General features: G+C 60.5%; 26 protein-coding genes. 16 read left to right on the top strand and 10 right to left on the bottom strand.

Features of this window, described 5'->3' with window-relative positions; translation table 11 throughout:
- Position 1: 1 nt before the first annotated feature.
- The gene (gene ctaD / locus ARUE_RS11855) at positions 2-1726 is read left to right on the top strand and encodes an aa3-type cytochrome oxidase subunit I (RefSeq protein WP_011774899.1); all 1725 of its coding nucleotides are present in this window, start codon (positions 2-4) and stop codon (positions 1724-1726) included.
- On the top strand, positions 1723-2124 hold the full coding sequence (locus ARUE_RS11850) for a cytochrome c oxidase subunit 4 (protein WP_011774898.1): 402 nt from the start codon (positions 1723-1725) through the stop codon (positions 2122-2124). The genes ctaD and ARUE_RS11850 overlap by 4 nt, the downstream gene beginning before the upstream one ends.
- A 117-nt stretch (positions 2125-2241) precedes the next feature.
- On the opposite strand, the gene ARUE_RS11845 is transcribed toward ARUE_RS11850, so the two are convergent.
- Positions 2242-2535, bottom strand: coding sequence for an HPr family phosphocarrier protein (locus tag ARUE_RS11845; protein WP_187329876.1), 294 nt, complete (start codon positions 2533-2535; stop codon positions 2242-2244).
- A 156-nt stretch (positions 2536-2691) separates the two neighbouring features.
- Between ARUE_RS11845 and ARUE_RS11840 the strand changes: the two genes are divergently transcribed.
- Positions 2692-3480: a GntR family transcriptional regulator gene (locus ARUE_RS11840; RefSeq protein WP_011774896.1), complete on the top strand. Its 789-nt coding sequence runs from the start codon at positions 2692-2694 to the stop codon at positions 3478-3480.
- Positions 3481-3590: 110 nt separating this feature from the next.
- Here the strand turns inward: ARUE_RS11840 and qcrB are convergent, their stop codons facing one another.
- The 4 genes from qcrB to ctaE form a co-directional block, all read right to left on the bottom strand.
- Positions 3591-5264 (bottom strand): cytochrome bc1 complex cytochrome b subunit, encoded by a 1674-nt coding sequence (qcrB, locus tag ARUE_RS11835; protein WP_014921947.1) that lies wholly within the window; start codon positions 5262-5264, stop codon positions 3591-3593.
- A complete protein-coding gene (gene qcrA, locus ARUE_RS11830) occupies positions 5242-6312 on the bottom strand; it encodes a cytochrome bc1 complex Rieske iron-sulfur subunit (protein ID WP_043470287.1) in 1071 nt (356 codons plus the stop codon). Before qcrA ends, qcrB begins: the two co-directional genes overlap by 23 nt.
- 95 nt (positions 6313-6407) lie before the next feature.
- Entirely contained in the window at positions 6408-7196 is a 789-nt protein-coding gene (gene qcrC, locus ARUE_RS11825) for a cytochrome bc1 complex diheme cytochrome c subunit (protein WP_011774893.1), read from the bottom strand.
- Between the two features lie 88 nt (positions 7197-7284).
- Positions 7285-7923: an aa3-type cytochrome oxidase subunit III gene (ctaE, locus tag ARUE_RS11820; protein ID WP_081589141.1), complete on the bottom strand. Its 639-nt coding sequence runs from the start codon at positions 7921-7923 to the stop codon at positions 7285-7287.
- A gap of 148 nt (positions 7924-8071) precedes the next feature.
- Between ctaE and trpD the strand changes: the two genes are divergently transcribed.
- Complete coding sequence (gene trpD, locus ARUE_RS11815; protein WP_014921946.1) at positions 8072-9130, top strand: anthranilate phosphoribosyltransferase; 1059 nt, start codon at positions 8072-8074, stop codon at positions 9128-9130.
- Positions 9131-9148: 18 nt separating this feature from the next.
- Here the strand turns inward: trpD and ARUE_RS11810 are convergent, their stop codons facing one another.
- Both ARUE_RS11810 and ARUE_RS11805 read right to left on the bottom strand, forming a co-directional pair.
- Positions 9149-9427 carry an Lrp/AsnC family transcriptional regulator gene (locus tag ARUE_RS11810; RefSeq protein ID WP_014921945.1) on the bottom strand — a complete coding sequence of 93 codons (279 nt, stop codon included), beginning with the start codon at positions 9425-9427 and terminating at the stop codon, positions 9149-9151.
- A 73-nt stretch (positions 9428-9500) separates the two neighbouring features.
- Entirely contained in the window at positions 9501-9890 is a 390-nt protein-coding gene (locus ARUE_RS11805) for a DUF3054 domain-containing protein (RefSeq protein ID WP_011774889.1), read from the bottom strand.
- Positions 9891-10018: 128 nt separating this feature from the next.
- Between ARUE_RS11805 and ARUE_RS11800 the strand changes: the two genes are divergently transcribed.
- From ARUE_RS11800 to ARUE_RS11785, 4 genes are all read left to right on the top strand, one after another.
- Positions 10019-10396, top strand: coding sequence for a VOC family protein (locus tag ARUE_RS11800; protein WP_043470283.1), 378 nt, complete (start codon positions 10019-10021; stop codon positions 10394-10396).
- Between the two features lie 145 nt (positions 10397-10541).
- Entirely contained in the window at positions 10542-10997 is a 456-nt protein-coding gene (locus ARUE_RS11795; RefSeq protein WP_014921942.1) for a VOC family protein, read from the top strand.
- Between the two features lie 91 nt (positions 10998-11088).
- Positions 11089-11517, top strand: a complete 429-nt coding sequence (locus tag ARUE_RS11790) for a VOC family protein (protein ID WP_014921941.1) — start codon at positions 11089-11091, stop codon at positions 11515-11517.
- Positions 11518-11879: 362 nt separating this feature from the next.
- The gene (locus tag ARUE_RS11785; protein ID WP_014921940.1) at positions 11880-12476 is read left to right on the top strand and encodes a hypothetical protein; all 597 of its coding nucleotides are present in this window, start codon (positions 11880-11882) and stop codon (positions 12474-12476) included.
- Between the two features lie 368 nt (positions 12477-12844).
- Here ARUE_RS11785 and ARUE_RS11780 read toward each other — a convergent pair whose 3' ends face one another.
- Entirely contained in the window at positions 12845-15238 is a 2394-nt protein-coding gene (locus tag ARUE_RS11780; RefSeq protein ID WP_498602295.1) for an ATP-binding cassette domain-containing protein, read from the bottom strand.
- A gap of 131 nt (positions 15239-15369) precedes the next feature.
- Here ARUE_RS11780 and ARUE_RS11775 point away from each other — a divergent pair, with 131 nt between their 5' ends.
- The 3 genes from ARUE_RS11775 to ARUE_RS11765 are packed head-to-tail and all read left to right on the top strand — an operon-like array spanning position 15370 to position 18363.
- On the top strand, positions 15370-16506 hold the full coding sequence (locus ARUE_RS11775; protein WP_011774884.1) for a type III polyketide synthase: 1137 nt from the start codon (positions 15370-15372) through the stop codon (positions 16504-16506).
- Entirely contained in the window at positions 16503-17240 is a 738-nt protein-coding gene (locus tag ARUE_RS11770; protein WP_011774883.1) for a class I SAM-dependent methyltransferase, read from the top strand. The genes ARUE_RS11775 and ARUE_RS11770 overlap by 4 nt, the downstream gene beginning before the upstream one ends.
- Positions 17233-18363, top strand: coding sequence for an FAD-dependent oxidoreductase (locus ARUE_RS11765; RefSeq protein ID WP_014921938.1), 1131 nt, complete (start codon positions 17233-17235; stop codon positions 18361-18363). Before ARUE_RS11770 ends, ARUE_RS11765 begins: the two co-directional genes overlap by 8 nt.
- 18 nt (positions 18364-18381) lie before the next feature.
- On the opposite strand, the gene ARUE_RS11760 is transcribed toward ARUE_RS11765, so the two are convergent.
- A complete protein-coding gene (locus ARUE_RS11760; protein WP_011774881.1) occupies positions 18382-18789 on the bottom strand; it encodes a nuclear transport factor 2 family protein in 408 nt (135 codons plus the stop codon).
- Between the two features lie 53 nt (positions 18790-18842).
- On the opposite strand from ARUE_RS11760, the gene ARUE_RS11755 reads away from it, so the two are divergent.
- The gene (locus tag ARUE_RS11755; protein ID WP_014921937.1) at positions 18843-19517 is read left to right on the top strand and encodes a peptide deformylase; all 675 of its coding nucleotides are present in this window, start codon (positions 18843-18845) and stop codon (positions 19515-19517) included.
- A 21-nt stretch (positions 19518-19538) separates the two neighbouring features.
- Here ARUE_RS11755 and ARUE_RS11750 read toward each other — a convergent pair whose 3' ends face one another.
- Complete coding sequence (locus tag ARUE_RS11750) at positions 19539-21554, bottom strand: S9 family peptidase (protein WP_014921936.1); 2016 nt, start codon at positions 21552-21554, stop codon at positions 19539-19541.
- 69 nt (positions 21555-21623) lie between these two features.
- Here ARUE_RS11750 and ARUE_RS11745 point away from each other — a divergent pair, with 69 nt between their 5' ends.
- The 4 genes from ARUE_RS11745 (at position 21624) to ARUE_RS11730 (ending at position 24683) form a co-directional block, all read left to right on the top strand.
- Complete coding sequence (locus tag ARUE_RS11745; protein ID WP_014921935.1) at positions 21624-22466, top strand: methyltransferase domain-containing protein; 843 nt, start codon at positions 21624-21626, stop codon at positions 22464-22466.
- An 80-nt stretch (positions 22467-22546) separates the two neighbouring features.
- Positions 22547-23008, top strand: coding sequence for an NfeD family protein (locus ARUE_RS11740; protein WP_043471323.1), 462 nt, complete (start codon positions 22547-22549; stop codon positions 23006-23008).
- 92 nt (positions 23009-23100) lie between these two features.
- Complete coding sequence (locus ARUE_RS11735) at positions 23101-24078, top strand: SPFH domain-containing protein (protein WP_011774876.1); 978 nt, start codon at positions 23101-23103, stop codon at positions 24076-24078.
- 257 nt (positions 24079-24335) lie between these two features.
- Positions 24336-24683: an RNA polymerase-binding protein RbpA gene (locus ARUE_RS11730; protein ID WP_014921933.1), complete on the top strand. Its 348-nt coding sequence runs from the start codon at positions 24336-24338 to the stop codon at positions 24681-24683.
- Positions 24684-24761: the final 78 nt, after the last annotated feature.

The raw sequence follows: 24761 nt of genomic DNA, 5'->3' as shown, positions 1-24761 counted from the left end.
CGTGGCTACGTACACTCAATCCGCACCGGGGGTCCTAGAAGCTCCCGTAGTTCCTAAATCCAAGGGACGCATCGTCGTCAACTGGATTACCTCCACGGACCACAAGACCATCGGGTACATGTACCTGATTGCGTCATTCGTGTTCTTCTGCCTCGGTGGCGTCATGGCGCTGCTGATTCGTGCTGAACTGTTCGAACCCGGTATGCAGATCCTGCAGACCAAAGAGCAGTACAACCAAATGTTCACCATGCACGGCACCGTGATGCTCCTGATGTTCGCTACGCCTCTGTTCGCTGGCTTCGCCAACGTGATCATGCCGCTGCAGATCGGCGCGCCCGACGTTGCATTCCCGCGACTGAATGCCCTGGCTTTCTGGTTCTTCCTCTTTGGTTCAACCATCGCTGTTTCCGGATTCATCACCCCCCAGGGTGCTGCCTCCTTTGGTTGGTTCGCCTACGCGCCATTGTCGAACACGACGTTCAGTCCCGGCGTCGGTGGTGACCTTTGGGTCTTCGGCCTTGCCCTCTCCGGCTTCGGCACAATCCTTGGTGCCGTCAACTTCATCACCACCATCATCTGCATGCGCGCCCCGGGCATGACCATGTGGCGCATGCCCATCTTCACCTGGAACACGCTGGTTACCGCGATCCTGGTCCTGATGGCCTTCCCGCCGCTTGCTGCAGCACTGTTCGCACTCGGTGCGGATCGCCGCTTCGGTGCCCACATCTTCGACCCCGAAAACGGCGGTGCAGTCCTTTGGCAGCACCTGTTCTGGTTCTTCGGTCACCCCGAGGTGTACATCATCGCCCTGCCGTTCTTCGGCATTGTTTCGGAGATCTTCCCGGTTTTCAGCCGCAAGCCGATCTTCGGCTACAAGGGTCTTGTCTACGCAACGATCGCCATCGCCGCCTTGTCCGTTACTGTGTGGGCCCACCACATGTATGTGACCGGTTCAGTGCTGCTGCCGTTCTTCGCCTTCATGACCATGCTCATCGCAGTTCCCACTGGCGTGAAGTTCTTCAACTGGATCGGCACCCTATGGCAGGGTTCCATCACTTTTGAGACGCCCATGCTCTGGAGCATCGGCTTCCTGGTGACGTTCCTCTTCGGTGGCCTCACAGGCATCATCCTGGCCTCGCCGCCGTTGGACTTCCACGTATCGGACTCGTACTTCGTTGTAGCCCACTTCCACTACGTGGTGTTCGGTACGGTCGTGTTCGCCATGTTCGCAGGGTTCTACTTCTGGTGGCCCAAGTGGACCGGCAAGATGCTCAACGAGCGTCTCGGCAAGATCCACTTCTGGCTGCTGTTCCTCGGCTTCCACGGCACGTTCCTGATCCAGCACTGGTTGGGCGTTGAGGGTATGCCGCGTCGTTACGCCGACTACATGCCGCAGGATAACTTCACGTGGATGAACCAGTTCTCCACCATTTCCTCCTTCGTCCTTGGCGCTTCGCTCCTGCCGTTCTTCTGGAACGTCTACATCACCTGGCGCAGCAACAAGAAGGTGGAAGTGGACGACCCGTGGGGCTTCGGTGCTTCGCTGGAATGGGCAACTTCCTGCCCGCCGCCGCGCCACAACTTCACCTCCTTGCCCCGTATTCGCTCCGAGCGCCCGGCTCTGGACCTTCACCACCCGGAGTTGGCGCAGGTTCACACCGCCGAGGCCCCGTCACCCGCAGCAGCTGTCTTGGGTAACGCCGACCAAAGGGACGTCAGCAAATGAAAATTGAATCGTGGCTCTTCGGAGCCGGTGTCTTCTTCTTCGTCCCCGTAGCCATCGCCTATGGTTTCCTGACGGAATGGTCTGAATGGGTTGGTGTCCTGGGCATCCTCCTGGTCGGTGGACTTGCCGGCATGATTGGTGCCTACCTCGGGTTCACGGGTAAGCGAATTGGCTTGCGTCCCGAAGACCGCCCCGACGCAGAGATCCACGAAGGCGCCGGCGAGCAGGGGCACTTCAGCCCTTGGAGCTGGTGGCCGCTGGTTCTCGGTTTGGCTTGTGCCGGTGGATTCCTCGGCCTCGCCATCGGCTTCTGGGTAACCTACGTTGCTGGCGGTCTTGCGTTGATTGCCTTGGTTGGCTGGGTCTTCGAGTACAGCCGTGGCGATCACGCCCACTAAGTAGCTGTAGTACAACGAAGGGCCCCACCTCTTGGTGGGGCCCTTCGTCTTTAAGTACTGTTTCCGATTCCGACCCTCTGGCGACGCCGCAGGTGGTCTGATGGAGCTGAGGGGCTGTCAGCGGGCTTGTGTGCCCTCCAGGACAGCCGAGAGAGCGACGAGGGCATTCTCGACCTCGGGAAGAGTGTGACCGGCGCTGAGTGCCTCTGGAGCTACTGCGAGGAAAACTTCGCACCCCTGTTCAAAGTCCTCTGTCATGACCTCCAAAAGCGAGCGGGCGTCCACGGGCAGGCCGTCCTGCTTGCGGATAGTGATCGGCAGTCCTGTTTCGGTGACGGCTCGGACAAATACTGCGGCCGCCCGAGCGTGCAGCCCGATTTCTGCGGCGACGAAGGTTTTCTGCTCCGGCAACCCAGCTCCTTTGGTACGACGGATCGCCCGCCTGAAAAATGATCCATACCAGCGTAGCCGCAGGGGCCGGACCCGTTCCACATTCAGCCTCACTGGTCTAGACCTCCGGCCGGCTGAATTATCCTTGAAGCATGACTCAATTGCTGGAAGACTGCCGTGGCTGAAGCAGCAAGCATTGCCGGCGAGATCGACCGCGCCAGCGGCACACCCATCTACGTTCAGCTACGCGAGATTTTACGGACGTTTATTGCCCAGTCCTGCCCGCCCGGTTCTGCGCTGCCCTCTGAACGGGATCTATCGGAACGGTTCGGACTGGCCAGGATGACTGTTCGTCAGGCCATTGATGCTTTGGTTGGCGAAGAAGTCATAGAGCGCGTGGTGGGGCTGGGCACCTTCGTCAGGAAGCCAAAGCTGGATCTACAGGTGAAGTTGACCTCCTACAGCGAGGAGATGCAGCGCCGAGGTATGGTGCCCGCCGCTAAGGTTCTAAGCTTCGAACAAATCGCTGCCAGTGCATTCCTTGCAAGGGAGCTGCAACTCGAAGAAGGCACACCGCTGGTGCGTTTCAGGCGGCTTCTGTTGGCTGACAACGAACCCATGAGCGTGGATGAGAACTTCATTCCAGCACACCGGGTGCCAGGCTTGCTCGATGAGGCGCCTCCAACCTCGCTCTACAACGTCCTGAGCGAACGCTTTGGCCTGGTCATGGAGTGGGGTGAGGACATGATCGAGGCCACTGCGGCGTCTCCGTCCACTGCCAGACTTCTCAACGTCGATGTCGGCGCCCCGCTGCTCAAGATCCAGCGTCACGCCTTCGTTGCCCGGGCAATGGTGGACTACTCGGTCTCGTACTACAGGGCTGACCGCTATAAACTTTGGGTTCCCTTGCAACGCCCCGGCATTCGTCCCACCCGAAACTACTCGTCGGGGTACCGCACCCAATAACCAATGTGCTACCCGTAGCCCTGGATGTTCGTGGGGTAGGACAAAAGACATAAGAAAAGGGCCCGGTCCATGCGGACCGGGCCCTTCCCCTTATGTTTGAGAGCTAAGCGCTAGTGGCTCAGGCTCTTCTGGTCTTCACCAGCTGCGATGGCCTCGTGGTGGCCATGAGCGTGCGCTGCTTCGAGTTCCGCCGGTGTCGCCGGGGCAACACGGTCTTCGAAGAACCAGCGGGAAAGTGCCGCGCGGCGCTTCTCCTTGCGGGTGACGACTCCGTGTTCGTTCGGCTGGGCCGGGATGGGAGCAGGTGATTCGAACCCGACGAGCTTGTAACGCTTGTACTCATCCAGCGGGGCGTGAACCTCAATGAACTCACCATGGGGGAGTCGGACAATGCGTCCTGTCTCACGGCCATGAAGTGCAATTTCGCGGTCCTTGCGCTGGAGGGCCAGTGCAATGCGCTTGGTCACGATGAAGGCGATAACCGGGCCGATGAAGAACAGCGTCCGGAGCCAGTACGTCACATCGTTCAACGACACGTGGAAGTGCGTTGCGATGAGGTCGGAACCAGCGGCTGCCCACATCACGCAGTACCAGGTGAAGCCTGCAACGCCGATCGCGGTGCGGGTCGGGGCGTTGCGCGGACGGTCCAGAACATGGTGTTCGCGGTTGTCCTTGGTGACCCAGCGTTCGATCCAGGGGTACATGAACAGCACGGTGAAGATGATTCCCGCGGGCACGAGTGCCGGAAGCAGAACATTCAGCGTCAGGGTGCGTCCAAAGATGACCCATTCGAAATGGAAGTCGTTGATGACACCCGGCATGAGGCGCAAGGCGCCGTCGACGAACCCGATGTACCAGTCAGGCTGGGTACCGGCCGAAACCGGGGAGGGGTCGTAAGGGCCGTAGTTCCAGATCGGGTTGATCGTGAAGGCTGCCGCCATGAGGGCGAGGACACCGAAGACGATGAAGAAGAATCCACCGGCCTTGGCAGCGTATACCGGGCCGAGGGGGTAGCCGACGACGTTGCCGTCATTGCGGCCGGGACCGGGGTACTGGGTGTGCTTGTGCACGACCACCATGAAGAGGTGGATGACAATCATCAGGAGGATCAGCGCCGGAACCAGGAGGATATGCAGCACGTACAAACGGCCGATGATAGCCGTACCCGGGAACTCTCCACCGAAGAGGAAGAACGACGTGTACGTTCCGATGACCGGAATGGACTTGATAACACCGTCAATGATGCGCAGGCCGTTGCCGGACAGCAGGTCATCGGGGAGTGAGTAGCCCGTGAAGCCGGCAGCCATTGCCAGGATGAGCAGCACGCCGCCCACAACCCAGTTCATTTCGCGGGGCTTGCGGAAAGCGCCCGTGAAGAAGACGCGCAGCATATGCACACCCAGTGACGCCACGAACAGCAGAGCTGCCCAGTGGTGAACCTGACGCATGAACAGACCGCCGCGGACGTCGAACGAGATGTTCAGCGAAGAGCTGTAGGCAACAGACATTTCGACGTTGTATAGCGGTGTGTAGGAACCCTGGTAGTGGGTTTCCGCCATTGACGGATCGAAGAAGAAGGTCAGGAAGGTACCTGACATCAGCAAGATGACGAAGGAGTACAGCGCCACCTCACCGAACATGAACGACCAGTGGTCGGGGAAGACCTTCCGGCCGAACTCGCGCAGGATGCCGGAGCCGCCAACACGCTCGTCCACGAAGTTGGTGAAACTACCAACCTTGGTCTTCGGAACGAAGGGGGCTTCAGCTGTTGATGAGGCGCTCATGCTCGTCACGCTCCCAGTAACTCGGTCCTACAGGTTCTCTGAAGTCGCTGGTGGCGACGAGGTAGCCCTCTGCGTCAACTGCGATGGGCAGCTGGGGGAGCGGACGGCTTGCCGGTCCGAAGATGACCTTGCATTCCTGCGTGAGGTCAAACGTGGACTGGTGGCAGGGGCACAGGAGGTGGTGCGTCTGCTGCTCGTAAAGAGCAACCGGGCAACCGACGTGCGTGCAGATCTTGGAGTAAGCAACAATGCCGTTGTAGCTCCAGTTTTCGCGTCCCTCCGAGGGGTTCAAGGAGTCCGGGTCCAGGCGCATCAGGAGAACGACGGCTTTGGCCTTTTCGTTCAGCTTGCCTTCGTGGAGCTCATTGAGGCCTTCGGGGATGACATGGAAGGCAGAACCGATGGTGACGTCCGAAGCCTTGATGGGGGTGCCATCAGGGTCGCGGGTCAGTCGCTTGAGCTTGTCGCCCTCGGGCGCCCACATCGTATGTGCCAAAGCGTTGTCCGGCCGCGGGCCCAAATCGCCGAAGATGGCAAGGGCAGGCAGAGGAGCAAGTGCAACGGCACCAAGAAGGGTGTTGCGGATCAGCGGGCGGCGCTTGATGCCGGTCTCGTCCACGATGTCGTCGACGATGCGGACTGCTGCCTGGCGATCTTCTTCAGTACGGATAGCGTGGCGCTCTTCAGACACTTCGTGATCGGGCATCAGGGCTTTGGCCCAGTGCACGATTCCGGTGCCGATTCCCAGCATTGCAAAGGCCGTACCGAGCCCCAGAAGGAGGTTCTGGGTGCGGATGGTCGCAATGGAGGTATCTTCGCCCAAGTCAATGGCAAAGTATGCCACCAGGAACACCAGCGTACCGATTACAGAGGTGCCAAACAGAATGGCTACCTGACGCTCGGCGCGCTTTGCGGCTACCGGGTCCGTGTCAGCCAGGCGCAAACGATGCGGAGGGAGCCCAGGATCCTGGAACTTCTCCACCTCATTCTGACCAGCCGTAGCTACGGTGCCCGAGTGGTTCGGACTGCCGTCACTATGGTTGCCCATAATTCGCCTCATCCTTCTCTCGTTGTCTCGGCCGGGGCCGAGTTATTTTCAGTTTCAAACTGCTGACCTGCAGCAGAAGTTTTGTCCTGTCCGGACTAAGACGTGCGGGACGTCAACCAGATCGTGAATGCGATGATGACACCCAAGCCGGCAACCCAAACGAACAGGCCTTCAGATACCGGGCCAAGCGAGCCAAGGTCCGCGCCACCGGGGGATCCGTTGGCTTCGATGGTCTTCAGGAAGGTGATGATGTCGCGCTTGTCCTCAGGGGTGACGTTCGAGTCACTGAAGACGGGCATGTTCTGCGGACCGGTAACCATGGCCTCGTAAATGTGCTCAGGGCTCACACCTGCCAACGCGGGGGCAAACTTGCCGCGGGTCAGGGCGCCACCGGCCGCGGCGGCATTGTGGCACATGGCGCAGTTGACACGGAAGAGTTCGCCACCGTTGGCTGCGTCTCCCTTTCCGTCGAGGAGGTGTTCCTCGGGGATGGCCGGACCTGCGCCGAGGGATGCAACGTAAGCAGAGAGCTGCTTAGTCTGTTCCGCATTGAACTGGGCGGGCTTCTGCTGGGCCTGCGGGCCGCTCATCTGCATGGGCATACGGCCGGTGCCAACCTGGAAGTCAACTGCAGCAGCACCCACGCCGACCAGCGAGGGGCCGTCCTGGGTTCCGCTGGCACCCATGCCGTGGCAGGTGGCGCAGTTGGCGGCAAAGAGCTTGCCGCCTTCTTCTACGTCACTTGCGCTGAAGCTTGTGGTGCTGGCCTTGGCCTGGTTGACAGTTGTGGCAACGGCGTACAGCCCACCAGTGAGGAGGAGGCCCATCAGCAACAGCGCAATGGCTGCCAGTGGGTGACGTCGCTTCTGCGAGAGTGCCTTCACGTGGTGGTTCCTTTATTCGATCCTGCGTCGGCTCCGTGAGCCGCTTCTTGAAATTCTGCCTCTTGTAGAAAAAGAGTCAAAGCCGGGCTTACTTGAGGACGTAGATGACCAGGAAGAGGCCGATCCACACAACGTCAACGAAGTGCCAGTAGTACGAGGTGACGATCGCCGACGTCGCTTCAAAGTGTCCGAACTTCTTGGCTGCAAACGCGCGGCCGATGATGAACAGGAACGCGATCAGGCCGCCAATGACGTGAAGGCCGTGGAAGCCTGTGGTCATGTAGAAGGCCGAGCCGTAAGCGTTGGACGACAGGGATACATGCTCGGAGACGAGCATCGCGTATTCCATGGTCTGGCCGGCTACGAAGAAGGCACCCATGACGAACGTGAGGGAGAACCATTCGGTCATGCCCCAACGCGTGAACTGCAGGAGCCCACCGGTACGGCGCGGCTCGAGCCGCTCGGCGGCAAAGACGCCCATCTGGCAAGTAAAGGAACTTGCCACAAGGACGATGGTGTTGACGAGCGCAAACGGGAAGTTGAGCTTGGCCGTCTCCTCGGCCCACATCGTTCCGGATGTGGAGCGCAGGGTGAAGTACATGGCAAAGAGGCCGGCGAAGAACATCAACTCACTGGACAGCCAAACTACGGTTCCAACAGAAACCAAGTTGGGGCGGTTCAGCGTCGGGTGCGCCGGGGTACTGGGGGCATGGGTCGCAGATGTCACAAGGACATTATGTCTGTAAAAGTCCAGAGTTCCCAATGCAAACCACCGATTCGGGAGACTTTTTCTACAAAGACGCGAATTCGCGCGGAAAAGTTCCCGGTCGGGTTCACATTGGTCATCGGCGTGGCTGGCTCGATAGCATCAGGGAGTGACTTCTCCGGCATCGGCACCTGCAGCCAGCAATACCTGGCCAGGCCTCATCTCTGCACTGATCAACGGCGACGACCTTGCAGTGGGCAACACAGAGTGGGCCATGAACACCATCATGGCCGGAGAAGCGACTCCGGCGCAGATCGCCGGCTTCCTGGTGGCACTCCGCGCCAAGGGGGAAACGGTGGAAGAACTGGCCGGCCTGGTTGAGGCCATGGTTCAGCACGCCAATCCGATCGATATCTCCGGTGAGAAGCTGGACATCGTAGGAACTGGGGGAGACCGGCTGAACACCGTGAATATCTCCACCATGGCCGCGCTCGTGGCTGCCGGCGCCGGGGCCAAGGTTGTGAAGCACGGCAACAGGGCTGCTTCTTCCGCTTCGGGTTCGGCCGATGTTCTGGAGGCTTTGGGTGTCCGCTTGGATCTTTCGATCGAGCAGGTGGCCCGGAACGCCGAAGAGGCAGGAATCACATTTTGTTTTGCCCAGGTCTTCCACCCATCGTTCCGCCACACAGCTGTTCCTCGCCGTGAACTGGCTGTACCCACTGCGTTCAATTTCCTGGGACCGATGACCAACCCTGCACATGTTCAGGCCTCGGCCGTGGGCGTAGCCAACGCTCGCATGGCGCCGTTGGTGGCCGGGGTGCTGGCCCGCCGCGGCAGCCGGGGCCTGGTCTTCCGGGGTGACGATGGTCTGGACGAGCTGACCCCTACCGGGCCATCGACCGTCTGGGAATTCAGGAACGGAACAGTCAAGGAGCAGGTGTTTACGCCGGCCGATCTCGGAATCCGCCCGTCGACAGTTGCAGACCTTCGCGGAGGCGACGCTGCCGCTAATGCGGCCGTGGTTCGAGAGATCCTCGATGGTAAGACCGGTCCGGTGCGTGACGCAGTTCTTCTGAATGCCGCGGCTGGCTTGGTGTGCATCGATCTCCATGCCGAAGGAAGCCTTGAGCAGCGGATGCGCACCGCATTCGCCCGGGCAGCAGAATCCGTTGACTCCGGCAAAGCCGCCGAAGTACTCGCCAAGTGGACGGCCCTCAGCCAAAGCTGATGACCGGCAGTCCTGCTGTTACTCGAATCCGAGAGCGAAGGCTGCGTCCAGGTCATGCTGTGAATATGCCCTGAAGGCTATGTGAGTAGTGGTGTGAACCACTGAAGCAACCTTGGACAGGCGATCGGCGATCACATCTGCGAGCTCGTCGTGCTTGCTGACCCGGGCAACCGCGATAAGATCCCACTCGCCCGTGACGGAATAGACCTCGCTGATGCCCTGGATAGCCGAGATTTGTTCGGCGGTCTCCGGTATGCGCGAGGCATCGGTCTTGATCAGGACGAAAGCGGTGATCACGTGGGGCCTTTCCGGAAAATGCATCGTTGCGGACGTTTTCCAGCCTAGTGCATTCCTTTCGGCAGGGGCTTGATCACACCCGGCGTTGCCGTTTGCGCGATGCCCGCAAAAGCATCGCCGCGAGAAGCCGGTATCCCAGAAGGAAGACGCCGAGGGTGATCAAAGCCACCAGCACGAACGGCAGCACCACGACTTGGCCTGTGGCTGCCCTCAACAACATGCCCACCACTACTGCGCCGATCCATATGCACACCCCGGATGGCCACATGCCCAAGGGTGAGCGCCATGCACGCGTTACCGCCCAAGCGATGGCTGCTCCGGCCAAGAATGGCCACGCTGTGGCAAAAGCTCCCGAAATAATGTCTCCGCGGGCGTGCGCGTCCCGGCCGATGGCGGCGAAGACAAGAACCAGCAAAAGGTCGGCAATGGCTGCGGGGATCCAGAGTCGTGATGGGGAAGACATACTCATGACACTATCGGGGTGTCCCTCCGGCGCGAAGTTGGCGCCCGTGCCGCAGCTCTTGCGTATCGCCCCTTGGGCCGCCACCATGAGCGCAAGTGCCCATGTGTCAGCCCAACCAGGAGGAGACCATGCGATTTGTTCAGGTGGCCCAGCACGCCGACGACCTTCAAAGGGCAGCTGCCTTCTACGCTGCACTCTTGGACGCCGAGCCGAGCGCCCTCTTTGATCCCCCAGGTCTCCTGTTCTTTGATGTGGGTGGAGTCCGCCTCCTCCTGGAGAAAGGTGCACCGTCGTCGCTGCTGTACCTCGAAGTGGCAGATCTTGACGGAACAGTGGCAGCACTTCGGCGCCGTGGAGTCCGTATCATCGCCGATCCGCACATTATTTATGCGCACGAGGACGGCACTCTGGGTCCGGCCGGTTCGGAAGAATGGATGGCGTTCATTGAGGATAGCGAGGCCAACACCGTGGGTCTGGTGAGCCGGATCCGCACGGCGGGGGACTGAGCAGAAGATAAGTGCTTCAGTACCTCGGCGCCAGGTGCCGCATGAGTGGTCCCTTGGACTCGCCGTCGGGCGTTGTGTGGGCGATCACACGGTACTAGCCTGACGGGGGACAAAGCAGTTCCCGGCGACCTGGGAGGAGCGGCACATGCAGAAGATTTCCACCTGTTTATGGTTTGACGGGCAAGCGAGCGAAGCGGCCGAGTTCTACACATCGACGTTCGATCATTCGTCCATGGGGCAAACGACGCCCGGGCCCGATGGAACCACCCTGACTGTTGAGTTCGAGATCGAGGGCAGGGAGTTCTTGGGGCTCAATGGGGGACCGGCTTTCACGTTCAATGAGGCGGTCTCGCTGGTTGTGAACTGCGACTCCCAAGAGGAGGTTGACAGGTACTGGGGCGCGCTTCTGGTCGGGGGAGAGGAGAGCCAGTGCGGATGGCTTAAGGACAAGTTCGGATTGTCGTGGCAGATCGTTCCCACGGCCATGTCGGGACTGTTGAGCGGTCCCGATCCCGCAGGTGCTCAGCGCGCTATGGAGGCCATGTTGAAGATGCGGAAACTCGACATCAATATCCTCCAAAAGGCGTACGACGGCGACTGAAAGCAATGGGGGACAGGCGCGTGTTGGCGCTGTTAACATTGCCGCACACCGATGTGTGACCATCACCACTACAAACGAGGAGAACTGACCAATGACAACCCGCCTCAACCCCTACATCTCGTTTCGGGACAACGCCCGGGATGCAGTCACTTTTTACGAATCCGTCTTTGGCGGTGAACTGGACATCAGCACTTTCGGCGACTATCAGGCCAGCGAAGATCCAGCCGAGGCGAACAAGGTCATGCATGCCATGCTGGAATCTCCGAGCGGATTGACGCTGATGGCCGCGGATACCCCAAACGGCATGGCGTACAACCCCGGTGACAACATTTCGGTCTCCTTGAGCGGAGACTCATCGGACGAGGCGGAACTTCGCGGGTATTGGGACAAGCTGGTGGATGGCGGCACGGTCACCGTGCCGCTTGAGATGGCGCCCTGGGGTGACACTTTCGGAATGTGCGTGGATAAGTTCGGTATCGGCTGGCTGGTCAACATTGCAGGAGCGCAGCAGGCTCAATAACTCTGCTCGTTGCCGGCCGGAAGTCCGGCGGCTTAGGACAACAACAGGGATGCCTATCCGGATTACCGGGTGGGCATCCTTTTTGGTTCCCGGCCCGATTGAGCACACGGCTGGAGCTCGCCTGCTTGTCACAGAGCCCGTTGATTTTGTCACAAATACTGTATGAGAAATGAAGAAAGTGAGATAGTTGTGTCAACTAAACGCTTGGTTAGGGCTTTGTAATCATTCAATCCCGCCTTGTCGCGGCAACATCTGCGTGATAACGTTTCGCTTGCTATTGCATATGGGGGTTCCACAAGTTATTTACGTAGCGGTTACGCCGTCATTTACGTAGATTTACTCATTGATCTCAAGGGAAACAAATGAAAAAGACCATCACAACTCTTATGGTTGCGGGAACCGTCATGTTCGCTGGTATTGCACCAGCCGTAGCCAGCACCTACCCGGCGCCAGGCAATGAGCAAGGAACCGTCTCGGACGGCACGATTGACCGCGGTGAAACCATCACCTTCGCCGCCGGCGGATACCTCCCAGGCGAAACCGTCAACATCACTTTCGAGAAGAGGGGTGGACCACAGGGGAGCGCTCCAGCGAACTTCAGCGTTATCGCCAACGGTGAAGGCGCCATTACTACGAGCGTCACCTTCGAAGACGCCGGAAGCTTCATGATTACAGCCGTTGGTTCAGAGTCCGGAGTTACTCGCTCTGCACGGGTGGCTGTAAACAACGGCAACCACGGACGCGGAAACAACGGCAACGGTAAGGGGGGTGGCAACCATGATTCCGACTTCGTTGCTGTCTCCAGCGTCACGGACGCTCGTGCGGCAGTAGGGCCGGAGAAGTTGGCTACTGATCCCGGCCTCATTGTTTGGGGGCTGGCTGGAGCAGGCGTGCTGGCAGCGGGCGCCGCCTCGGTAGTGATTGCACGCCGACGTTCTGGCGCCACGCCCTCCGATTAGACATTATCCATAAAGGCAGGGTGGGTGTCTCTTTGAGGGAACACCCACCCTGTTTGTGTTGCAACCCGCGAATGTGGCTGGCTACTCAAAGTTGGCAGGATGGTCGATATTTTTAGTTCTGAAAATTCCGTCGAATTCTTTGACTAATTGTGTTGAATTAGCGGCCCGTCTGTAGAGACTATCCTGTTGCGTCGCAGGTGATGCCAGCGGGTGAAGGGTCCGACGGGCAGAGGAGGGGTGATCACACATCAGACGCAATAATCACAGTTCTACTTTACATAATGTAGATTATCGGCGTTATGGAGAGGATCTGGAGAGCGGCTGATGTGGTCGCTTCGAGCGCCATCGAAACGACCACACCAAGGACGTTACTTCGAGACGTACGCAGCCAGGTGCTTGCCCGTCAGCGTCGACTGCCCGGCCGCAAGCTCAGCCGGCGTTCCGGCGAAAACGATCTTGCCGCCGTCGTGTCCGGCGCCTGGTCCGAGGTCGATGATCCAGTCGGCATGTGCCATGACGGCTTGGTGGTGTTCGATGACAATCACCGACTTTCCGGTTGCAACCAGACGATCCAGCATGCCCAGCAGATTTTGGACATCGGCCAGGTGCAGGCCGGTGGTCGGCTCGTCGAGAATGTAAATTTCTCCCTTTTCGGACATCTGCGTCGCCAGCTTGAGCCGCTGGCGCTCACCGCCGGACAAGGTGGTCAGCGGCTGCCCAAGCGTCAGGTAGCCCAGTCCAACATCGGCAAGACGATCGAGAATCTTGTGGGCAGCCGGGGTCCGCGCCTCGCCTTCGCTGAAGAAAACCTCAGCCTCATCTACAGACATTGCAAGCACCTCTGCAATATTGCGACCCCCCAGTCGATACTCTAGAACAGAGGCCTGAAAGCGCTTTCCCTCGCATTCTTCACAGGGCGACTCGACAGTGGCCATGACACCGAGATCCGTGTAAATGACACCCGCTCCATTGCACGTGGGGCACGCGCCCTCGGAGTTCGAGCTGAAGAGCGCAGGCTTGACGCCGTTGGCCTTGGCGAACGCCTTACGGATGGGTTCCAGGAGTCCCGTGTACGTGGCGGGGTTGCTTCTGCGGGATCCCCGAATGGCACCCTGATCGATCACCAGGACACCGTCCCGCTTGGCTACGGAACCATGAATCAGTGAACTCTTGCCCGAGCCGGCCACCCCGGTGAGGACGCAAAGAACGCCAAGGGGAATGTCGACGTCGACGTTTTTGAGGTTGTTTGTGGAGGCACCACGGATTTCCAAGTGGCCGGAGGCAGATCGCACGCTGTCTTTGATGGATGCGCGATCGTCCAGATGGCGACCCGTGATTGTGTCGCTCCCCCGCAATCCCTCAAGGTCACCCTCGAAGCACACGGTGCCGCCTCCGGTGCCGGCGCCAGGACCCAGATCGATGACGTGGTCCGCGATCGCGATGGTTTCCGGCTTGTGTTCCACCACCAGCACTGTGTTGCCCTTGTCGCGAAGCTGCAGCAGCAGCTGGTTCATGCGCTCGATGTCGTGGGGGTGCAGCCCAATGGTTGGTTCGTCAAAGACATAGGTGATGTCCGTGAGGGACGACCCCAGATGCCGGATCATCTTGGTCCGCTGGGCCTCTCCCCCGGACAACGTGCCGGCCGGCCGGTCAAGGGACAGGTAACCCAATCCGATGCCGGCGAAAGAATCGAGAAGGTGCTGGAGGCCCTTGAGCAAAGGAGCTACGGAGGGTTCATCAAGCTCGCGAACCCAGCCTGCGAGGTCGCTGATCTGCATGGTGCAGACATCCGCGATGCTCTTGCCTCTAATTTTGGAAGACCTCGCCTCGGGGCTCAGCCTGGTGCCTTCGCACTCCGGGCACGTGGTGAAGGTAATGGCCCGTTCCACGAAGGCACGAATGTGCGGCTGCAAAGCATCGACGTCCTTGCTGAGCATCGACTTCTGGATCTTGGGGATCACGCCCTCGTACGTGAGGTTGATGCCCTCCACCTTGATCTTGGTGGGTTCACGGTAGAGGAGATCGTGCAGTTCCTTCTTGGTGAACTTGGAGATGGGCTTGTCCATATTGAAGAACCCTGAGCCACTGAAGATGCGCCCATACCAGCCATCCATGGTGTATCCCGGAATGGTCAGGGCGCCTTCGCTCAGGGATTTGGTCTCGTCGTAGAGAGCCGTGAGATCGAAGTCGTTGACCGAACCCATGCCCTCACAGCGGGAGCACATGCCACCCAGCCGGTTAAAGGTCGCTTTCTCGGTCTTCGTTTTGCCTTCGCCACGTTCCACGGTGATGGCGCCGCTGGCCTTCACCGTGGGCACGTTGAAGGAATAGGCGTTGGGCGAACCAATGTGTGGCTGGCCAAGCCGGCTGAACAGGATACGCAACATGGCGTTGGCGTCGGTGGCGGTGCCCACGGTAGAGCGCGGGTTGGAGCCCATGCGTTCCTGGTCCACGATGATGGCCGTCGTCAGTCCTTCGAGCACGTCCACATCTGGCCGGGCCAGGGACGGCATGAAGCCCTGGACAAAAGCACTGTAGGTCTCGTTGATCATGCGCTGCGACTCTGCAGCGATGGTGGCGAAGACCAGCGAACTCTTCCCGGAACCGGAAACACCCGTGAAGACCGTCAGTCGGCGCTTCGGGATCTCAACACTGACGTCCTTCAGGTTGTTTTCGCGTGCGCCTTGAACCCGGATCAGATCGTGGGTATCGGCCGCGTGCCATGCAGGAGATTGCTTGTCGGTACTCGCAGCAATAGTCATCATTTCTCCATCTGTTAGGCGGCGCGGTCCAACAGTCCCCCGTCGGCGTCGCCTGGTTTTTACTGACCAACCTCGGTCAGTACGATCGATTCTGCCATTGTCTTCCCAGCTTTACTCGCTAAGAATGAAGCATGCCGGTATACATGAGGTCCCTTGAAACCGCAGTTCCGCAAACCATCCTCGTACAGCAGCAAGCCCGTGACGTCTTCGCATCACAGCCAGGCCTAACGCGGCTGGGTACCCGACTGGTCAGTACCTGTTTCGACTCTGCGGCAATTGACACCCGGTACACCGCGGTAGCGGAGCTCAGCCTTGATGCACGTGCCGAGAATCCGCAGTTTTTCGACCCCGAAACCAACCGGGTCCTGAGCCCCAGCACTAAAGTGCGCAACGAGATCTTTGCAACTGAAGCCACCAAATTGTTCGTGGAGGCCGGCAAGGCCGCAGTGGCCCAGGCGCCCGGGATCGACCTCGATGACATCACGCACGTCATCACCGTGTCCTGCACAGGGTTCTTCAACCCTGGTCCGGACTACAAGGTGGTCAGGGCCTTGGGGCTCAACCCTGCAGTGCAGCGGTACCATCTTGGCTTCATGGGCTGTTACGCAGCCTTCCCCGCCCTCAAGGCGGCCAAGCAGTTCTGCGTCGCTGACCCCGCCGCGGTTGTCCTGGTGATCTGTGTTGAACTCTGCTCCCTGCATGTGAGGACCTCGAACGATCCCGACACGATCATGGGGTCGGCGATTTTCGGTGATGGCGCGGCGGCCGCCGTCGTGACCGCGCGTGAGCTGCAGGGGCCGGAACCGGCCATCCGCCTGGACCACTTTGAAACCGTGCTGACACCTGTGGGCGAGGAAGCCATGGCCTGGAACATCGGTGACGAAGGGTTCGAGATGGTGCTGGGCTCGTACGTCCCGCACATTATTGAGGAACACATCACTGGTGCCCTTGCGCCGCTGCTTGCCAGGGAGCCTTCCTTGGCCGGCCTCCCCTACCGGGACATTACCCACTGGGCCATCCATCCCGGCGGCCGTAGCATCCTGGACAAGGTGGAGTCCAAGTTGGAACTCACCCAGGAACAGTTGGTTCCCGCGCGGGAAACGCTGAGGGAATACGGGAACATGAGCAGCGCTACTGTGCTGTTCGTCCTGAAGTACATGCTTGAACGGTCGGTCAGCGAACGTGAGGAAAGGATCTGTTCCATGGCGTTCGGCCCGGGCCTGACAGTTGAAACGGGACTCTTTACGCTGGTCTCGCCTGCGCTGTGAGTCCCTGGGGATCCCTACAAGAGAGGGATTTGCACGCCGTCGAGGAGATGGACAGGGAAGACTGCGACCCCAGGCGCCTCAACAGGACTTACGCCCGCTTCCCGGTGGTGAACAGGCTGCTTTCGGGGTGGCACCGGACGTATCGTCGACGACTTCGGCCGCTGTTGGCAGCCAATCGTGCGGTGTCACTGCTGGACATCGGATGCGGCAGCGGAGATGTGGCACGGAGCCTCGCGAAGTGGGCCCGACGGGATGGCTTCAGGCTCACAGTGACAGCGGTCGACCCGGATGAGAGAGCCTTCGCCTTTGCATCCCAAGCCCCTCGTATGGAGGGGGTCAGCTACCGTCAGGCGCACAGCTCAGAGCTCGTCGCGGAAGGCCGGACGTTTGACGTCGTCATCTCCAACCACATCCTCCACCACCTCGATCCCGCGCAACTTGCGGCGGTCCTCCACGATTCGGAGTTGTTGAGCCGGGGACTTTGCCTCCATAACGACCTCAATCGCAGCAATATCGCATACTTCTTGTTCCTGGCAGGATTTTGGCCTTTGGGCGTGGGCTCGTACATCTGCGGGGATGGTTTGACGTCCATCAGGCGCAGTTACACCGCGGCGGAACTGAAAGCAGCAGTCCCGGCCCCATGGACCGTGGAACCAAACGGACCGTGGCATCATCTCCTTGTCCATGCCCTTCCCCAGGCCCTTACCGAACACCGCGGGGAGAACCGTGCCTGACGTTGTGATTGTGGGGGCCGGCCCTGTGGGCCTGTTCATGGGCGTCCTGCTGCTTCAACGGGGATATCAGGTCCGCATTTTGGAGCGTCGAAGGGGCAGGAGCAACCGTTCCCGCGCGATCGGAATCCACCCCCCGGCCTTGGCCGAGCTGGCGCGGGCTGGAGTTGCCGAGGAACTCATGGCTGCCGGAGTCCACATCCAGCGCGGCGTGGCTTACAGCCGGAGACGACGGGTGGCGGAGCTCGCGTTCGACGGCGACGCTGCGTTTCCCTTCATCCTTGCCGTCCCGCAGACGTTCACCGAGGAAGTTCTGGAGCTGGCGGTACGGGATCTGGATGCCGGCGCCATCGTCCGGGGTGTCGATGTCCAGGAGATCAACCACGGCGGCGAAACCTTACACGTTCGCGGGGTTTCACCTTCCGGGAGCCTGGAGGCAGATGCACGCTTGGTAATAGCCGCAGACGGAGCGCACTCAACCATCCGTCCGCACTACTTGCCGGCCTTGCCGTTCCGCAGCTATCCGGACTGCTACATCATGGGCGATTTCCCGGATGACACGGGGCATGGCGCCGACGCCGTGTTGTACCTGGAACCCGAAGGAATCGTGGAGTCATTTCCTCTGCCAGTAGGCATCCGCAGATGGGTCGTCAGGCTGGGCGCACCGCACAAGAACCCGACGGCGGCGGGGCTGGCCCACCTGGTCACGGCCAGGACCGGTGAGGTACTGGACACAGCCGGCAATTCGATGTTGAGCGCTTTCGAAGTACGTTCGCGGCTGGCTCAGCGCATGGTTCACGGCAGGGTGGTGTTGCTGGGGGATGCCGCTCACGAGATCAGCCCCATCGGCGGGCAGGGCATGAACCTTGGCTGGTTGGATGCTGCAGCTCTGGCCCCCATCATTGATGCATCCTTTCGGGGTGCCGACGTAGGACGCGATGTGGCAAATTTCGAGAAGTCACGCAGGAAAGCGGCGCTTCGCGCTTCACGTCAGGCCGGCCTCAACATGGCCCTGGGCAGACCGCTCCCGCCTCCCGCCATGTCGGCAAGGAACACGCTTTTCGCAAGCGCCCTGGCTATACCGGCAATTTCAGAACTGGTGGAGCGCCGCTTCACCATGCGTTAGGTATTTCCGGGGCGCTGGCTATTCCGGCGTCGTGTAGTAACAGTCGTACGTGTCCTGGCTGATGATCAGCCCATCACGCAGCTCGAAAACGGCAGTGCTCCTGGCGCGAATGGTATCGCCGCGGTCCCAGTGCGGAAGGTCAAGCAGCAAAGTGGCCGACCAGTTCATTTCAAGCACCACTCGGTTTTCCTGGCTCGTAGTGCGGACCACGTCAAAGCGCTGATCGGAGACAATGTCCTTGCTGTGGTCGGCGCCAGACAAGGTCTCGGCCAGGTTCCGCGTGGAGCCCGTCTTGGACAAGGCATGCGGCCACTCAGTGAGTATGAAATCGTCGGCCAGGAAGGGCCGCAGTTCAGCAGCTCCGCCGCCGGCTTCAACCGTTCGAACAAACCCGAGTACACAATCCAGAGGGGTGGAATCGATCATTCGTCGAGCCTAGCCCACCGTCGGGATTGCCTTCATCGCGTTAGGCTCACTGTATGACCCACCAACCTCACCCTGAGGCCACGAGCCCCGCCACGGACTATAACCCAACCCAGATACGGGACGCGGTCCGCAGGTTGCTTGATGCAGAAGCGCTTCCGTCCATCGTGCAGGCCGGGCACCCCGTGTTGCGCCAGCTGGCGGCCCCCTACGACGGCCAAATTGACGATGCCGAGTTGGCGGCCTTCCTGGAGCGCATGAAGGAAGTCATGCACGACGCCCCGGGTGTCGGATTGGCTGCTCCCCAGCTGGGAATCCCCTTGCAGCTGGCCGTTCTGGAGGACAAATATGAGGTGGACCCGGAGTCGGCGGCGGTGCGTCACAGGGAACCATTGGAGTTCTTCGCCATCGTTAACCCGCAGTACCGCCCCCTCGGAACAGAAACTGCCTCATTTTTTGAAGGGTGCCTCTCCGTCAGCGGATACCAAGCGGTAGTGACGCGTCACCGGAACGTGGAGCTGCGCTACACCAATCCAGCAGGCGAGCCCGTGGAAGAGTGGTTCTCTGGGTGGCAGGCGCGTATCGTGCAGCACGAAACAGACCACCTTCGGGGCATCCTGTACCTGGACCGGGCCGAACTGCGCTCATTGTCCAGTAATGCTGAGCACTCCGCCCGCTGGTTCGCGCCGAACATTGATGAGGCACGACGGGCCCTTGGATTCCTTCCCTGAGGCGGAATCCGGACTGTATGGCTAGCCCTCCTTGCGGTTCACGTCCGTGGGAAGGTACTTTGCCCACCATCGGAGGATGTGATCAAAGCGCTGCCTGCGGTGATGAGGCGTCCCGGACCGTGACAACTCGTGATCTTCCCCCGGGAAGATGAGCAATGACGTCTCCACGCCTTGGGCCTTCAGCTGCGCGTAGTAGCGCTGACCCTGTTCCATGGGGCAGCGCAGATCATTTTCGCTGTGAATCACCAGAGTAGGTGTATCGACGCGGGAGACTACAGCCATGGGACTTTGGGCCGCCATCTGTTCCGGGGTTCCTCCGGTGTACTCGGTCCCGAAGAACCAGCCAATGTCAGCGGAACCCGCAAAGCTGACAGGGTCCAGGAAACCGCGCTCTACAATCGCACCCTTGAACCTGTGATCGTGGGCGATGGTCCACGCGGTCAGATAGCCGCCATACGAACCGCCCATGATCCCCACCCGTGTTTCATCCAGGACGGCAAACGAAGCCAACGCTGAGTCCAGGAACGCGAGCACATCCTGCATATCCACTGTGCCCATGCGTTCCTTGATGGCACGCCCGTGGGCTTGTCCGTAACCGGAGGACCCGCGTGGATTGCACATGACAACTGCGTACCCGGCAGCTGCGTATACCTGCGCTTCGTCGAAGAAAGCGCCCGTGTATTGGGAGAAGGGGCCTCCATGGATGGTGAGCAGGACGGGATGTGGGCCAGGGCCATCAGGCAGCACCACCCAACCGTGAACGGGTTGTCCATCGGTGGATTCGGCTTCGAAGTCCAAGGGTTCCGTTACACGGGAGTTGTTGCGCAAGGCGGCTGAGAAGTCCGTGAGAAGGCGGATCTCTCCTCGTTCCAGTGACGCGACATCTCCCACCGTTGAGGCATCTGAGAAACTCACGGCAATTTCGCCGTTGGCGGCCACTGTTGCCCCGACAACTACACGGTTGCCATGGACCAGTGGGGTGATCCCGCCCTCCGCCGTGACGTCCAGCAGTTCGACACTTCCCAGCGCTGTGTTCAGCACCAGGACGCTGGCCGGCCCGCTGGGTTCCAGAGGTCCCGATACGTCCAAATGTTCAACGTCCGTCAGGGCCGCCGCTTCTCCCCCGGCGATAGGCATGACGTACAGAACAGCATTTCGAGCCACGAAGTCCTTGCCGGTGTCACCCAGGTCCTGGGCCACGTAAAACAACCACCGGCCGTCTGTGGAGGCACGCACGGCCGTGACAGTCTGCAGCTTTTGCTTGAAAGGTTCGACGGCGGTCGGCTGACCGCCGTCGGCGGCGACCCGATAGACAGCGGTGACGAGGTCGTCGTCGTGTCCTTCATGGAGGGCGGCAATGAAGTAAAGGTGGGTGCCGTCAGCTGAAAAGCACGGCGACTCGTGGTCCGAGTCACCGTACGTGACCTGCTTGGCAGTTGGAATCCCCGTCGCCGTCCTGGTGGGCTGTTCGTGGGCGGCCCTCCCCCGCGGAGCAACAGCAGGTTCACCGCCCAACTCCGGGACCTCAACGACGAAAAGTTGCTGACGCTGATCGGAGGTATAACCGACGCCGTTCTGCTTGTACTGGTTGACAGCGATAAGCCGGGCGTCCTCGGCGCCGGAACCGACGCCGTCGACCGTTCCGTAGCGCCCCTGCTCCGGCACCCGGGCCTCGAAGGCAATCCGGTGCGAATCGGGCGCCCACACGAAACCACCTACACCGGCGTGCTGGTCCGTGATGCGCTGCGGTTCACCGCCGGCTGCCTCCACTACGTACAGTTGCGGTTTGCCGTTCGGGTCACTCCGAAGGAAGGCCAGGACAAGTCCATCGGGTGAGAACGCCGGCGAACTGTCCCTGAAGCCGCGCGTGATGCGTCGAGGAAACTTGGTGGTGTCCAGGGGAACATTCCACAACTGGCCCACATAGCTGTCGGCGTCAAAGTCAGGCCTCGTGACGGATACCACCGCCTTGGTTCCATCGGGGTGGATTGCCGGGGCGGACACTGAGTTCAGCAGGTGCAATTGCTCGGGTTTCACGTTGGTGAGCCTAGCCCGGCTGCTCTGCACCCGGCACCTGACACTCCGTCCCGCCGTAGGATTGAAGCCATGTTGTCCGACGCCGTTGCTGCCCTCCGCTGTCCTGTTTGCCAAGGGACGTTCCAGCTCAGGGAAGGCCGGCAGCGAACTCTCGCCTGCGAGGCCGGGCACCTGTTCGACGCAGCCAAACAGGGTTACTTCAACCTGCTGACGGGCAAAGGCACGGTCTTCGAAGCAGATTCGGCGGACATGGTGGCAGCCCGATACAGGTTTCTGGAGGCCGGACACTACTCCGGCCTTGCCCAGGCCGTCGCCCAAGCAGCCGCAGGATCACTCCGACGTCCCGACGCGCTGGTTCTCGACGCCGGTACCGGCACGGGCCACTACCTCCAGGCTGTCCTTGGCCGCTCCAAGGTGGCCGGAATCGGTGTGGATATTTCCAAATTCGCCCTCAGGCGCGCCGCCCGGCTCAATCCGCAGGCCGCAAACCTTGTATGGGACATTTGGCGTCCGCTGCCCATGGCGGACAACACTGCGGATGTGGTGACGGTGGTCTTTGCCCCGCGTAACCCCGCCGAGTTCGCCCGGGTGCTCCGGCCCGGAGGCTCGCTGATCGTTGTGACGCCCAGGCCGGGCCATCTCGCCGAAATCGCAGCCCGGACAGGCATGCTCGGCATTGAAGAAGGCAAAGAGGAGCGGCTGATGGACTCCATGCGGCACCATTTCCTCTCAGGCGCCAGCCAGAGCCTCGATCTCCCCCTGACGCTCAGCGGACCGGAGGTAGCTGACCTCGCCTACATGGGTCCAGCCGGGCATCACCTTCAGCGCGGACAATTGGCGGAATTGACCGCGGTGGAAGGCTCCGTGGCCACCAGCGCGAAGTTCCGAATCAGCGAATTTACCGTGTCCTGACGTGGGACGGTACGGCGGGCTAGGATGGAGGAACAGTGACTGTGATCCCGCTCGCGGGATCCGGGACCAAGGGGGAAATGATGTTTGAATGGCTCGGCGAGAATTGGTGGGCCCTCTGGCTCACGGTCTTCCTCGCGTTCGCGGTGGTGGAGATGCTTACCCTCGACCTCTTCTTCATCATGCTCGGTGGCGGTGCCCTTGCCGGACTGATCGCCGACTTCGCGGGGGCCGATTTCTGGCTCCAAATCGTGATCTTCTCCGTGGTCTCCCTCCTAATGATCGTCTTTGTCCGTCCTGTCGCCATGAAGCACCTGCATAAGGGACCAGCCGAACAGCGCAGCAATATCGACCGGCTCATCGGTCAGTCCGCTCTCGTCATCGAAGCCGTGAGTGGAACCAGTGGACTGGTCAAGATCGGCGGCGACGTATGGAGCGCCCGCAGCACGGCCGGTGTTCTCGACGCCGGTTCGACGGTTCAGGTCACCAGGATCGACGGCGCGACGGCGGTAGTCGCCTCGCCTGCCGAGAACAGCCCGCGCTAAGGCGCGCCCTTGAATTTCAGCGGTTGCCGGCCCGGGCAGCCTGCCAGGGCCACGCCGCATCAAACCACGCAATTGGGGAATGAAGGAGATGTATGGACGGCTTAGGAGGAACAGCAGCAGCAATTGTGCTGATTGTTCTCGTCATTTTTGTCATCATCGTGTTGGTCCGCTCGGTAAGGATCATCCCGCAAGCCCGTGCCGGCGTCGTTGAACGCCTCGGCAAGTACCAGCGGACGCTCAACCCGGGGCTGACCATCCTGATCCCGTTCGTCGACCGGCTGCTGCCGTTGCTCGACCTGCGTGAACAGGTAGTTTCGTTCCCGCCTCAGCCGGTCATCACCGAGGACAACCTGGTGGTCTCGATTGACACCGTTGTGTACTTCCAAGTCACCGATCCCAGGGCAGCAACCTACGAGATCGCCAACTACATCCAGGCCGTGGAACAGTTGACCACTACCACGCTTCGTAACGTGGTGGGCGGGCTTAACCTCGAAGAAGCACTCACATCCCGCGACCAGATCAATGGTCAACTGCGTGGTGTCCTGGACGAAGCAACGGGTCGCTGGGGCATCCGCGTGTCCCGCGTCGAGTTGAAGGCGATTGATCCGCCCCACTCCATCCAGGACTCGATGGAAAAGCAGATGCGCGCAGAGCGTGATCGCCGTGCAGCCATCCTGACCGCCGAAGGCACCAAGCAGTCGCAGATCCTCACCGCAGAAGGCCAGCGCCAAGCTGCCATCCTCGCGGCTGAAGGTGACGCGAAGGCGGCCATCCTGAGGGCTGACGGTGAAGCCCAGGCCATCCAGAAGGTCTTCGACGCCATTCACAAGGGCAACCCGGACCAGAAGCTCCTTGCGTACCAGTACTTGCAGACACTTCCTAAGATCGCTGAGGGAAGCTCGAACAAGCTTTGGATCATTCCGAGTGAAGTCGGAGAGGCACTCAAAGGCATCGGCGGTGCCCTTGGAGGGAACAACGGGGACTCCCCCGCTGGCCTCTTCGGTGGAAATGAACAGACCAAGACCTCCGAGCCGGCGGGGACAGCGCAGCAACCGCGGCCGGCTGAGTAAACCAGCATTGCAGGGTCTCCGAGCGGTCAGCCATTCCGGCTGGCCGCTCGTTGTTTGTCCGCCTTTTTGAGTAGTGGGCGATGATCCGCGTATAATGGGATATTTGTCCGGCTGGTTCAGCGTGGATGGAACATTAAAGCTTGGCCAGGCGTTGCAATTAGTGATGCAAGGTGTGCAGAAGTAGTCCGTAAGGATCGTGAAAACGGCTTACGGCTAGCGCGGGGTTCCTGCTCCGCGAACAGACAGAGGGAGTAATCATGAGCGATCGCAGCCTGCGGGGTATGCGTCTTGGCGCCCAGGGCATGGAAACAGAATCCGGCGTTGAACCGGCACCGCGCCAGCGGGTCGAGTACCGTTGCGAGGACGGCGAGCAGGTCTTCGTGACCTTCTCCTCCGAGGCCGAAATTCCCCCCGTTTGGGTTTCCAAGACCGGCAAGGAAGCGCTGCTGGTTGATGGCGAGCGTCCTGTGGATGCAAACGAGAAAGCTGTCCGCACCCACTGGGACATGCTCCTGGAACGCCGCAGCCTCCCCGAGCTGGAGCAGATCCTCGAGGATCGTCTGAACATCCTGCGTGAGCGCCGTGGAGAGCGCCGCTCCGCTTAGTCGGCCATGGACACAAGAAAGGCCGGGTCCGGTTTCCCTTTGGGAACCGGACCCGGCCTTTCTGCTTGATAAAGGTAA

This window comes from Arthrobacter sp. Rue61a (assembly GCF_000294695.2).
GTDB classification, from domain to species: domain Bacteria; phylum Actinomycetota; class Actinomycetes; order Actinomycetales; family Micrococcaceae; genus Arthrobacter; species Arthrobacter aurescens_A.
The sequence above is the reverse complement of the archived record's forward strand: the minus strand, read 5'-3'. Positions and strand labels throughout refer to the sequence as shown.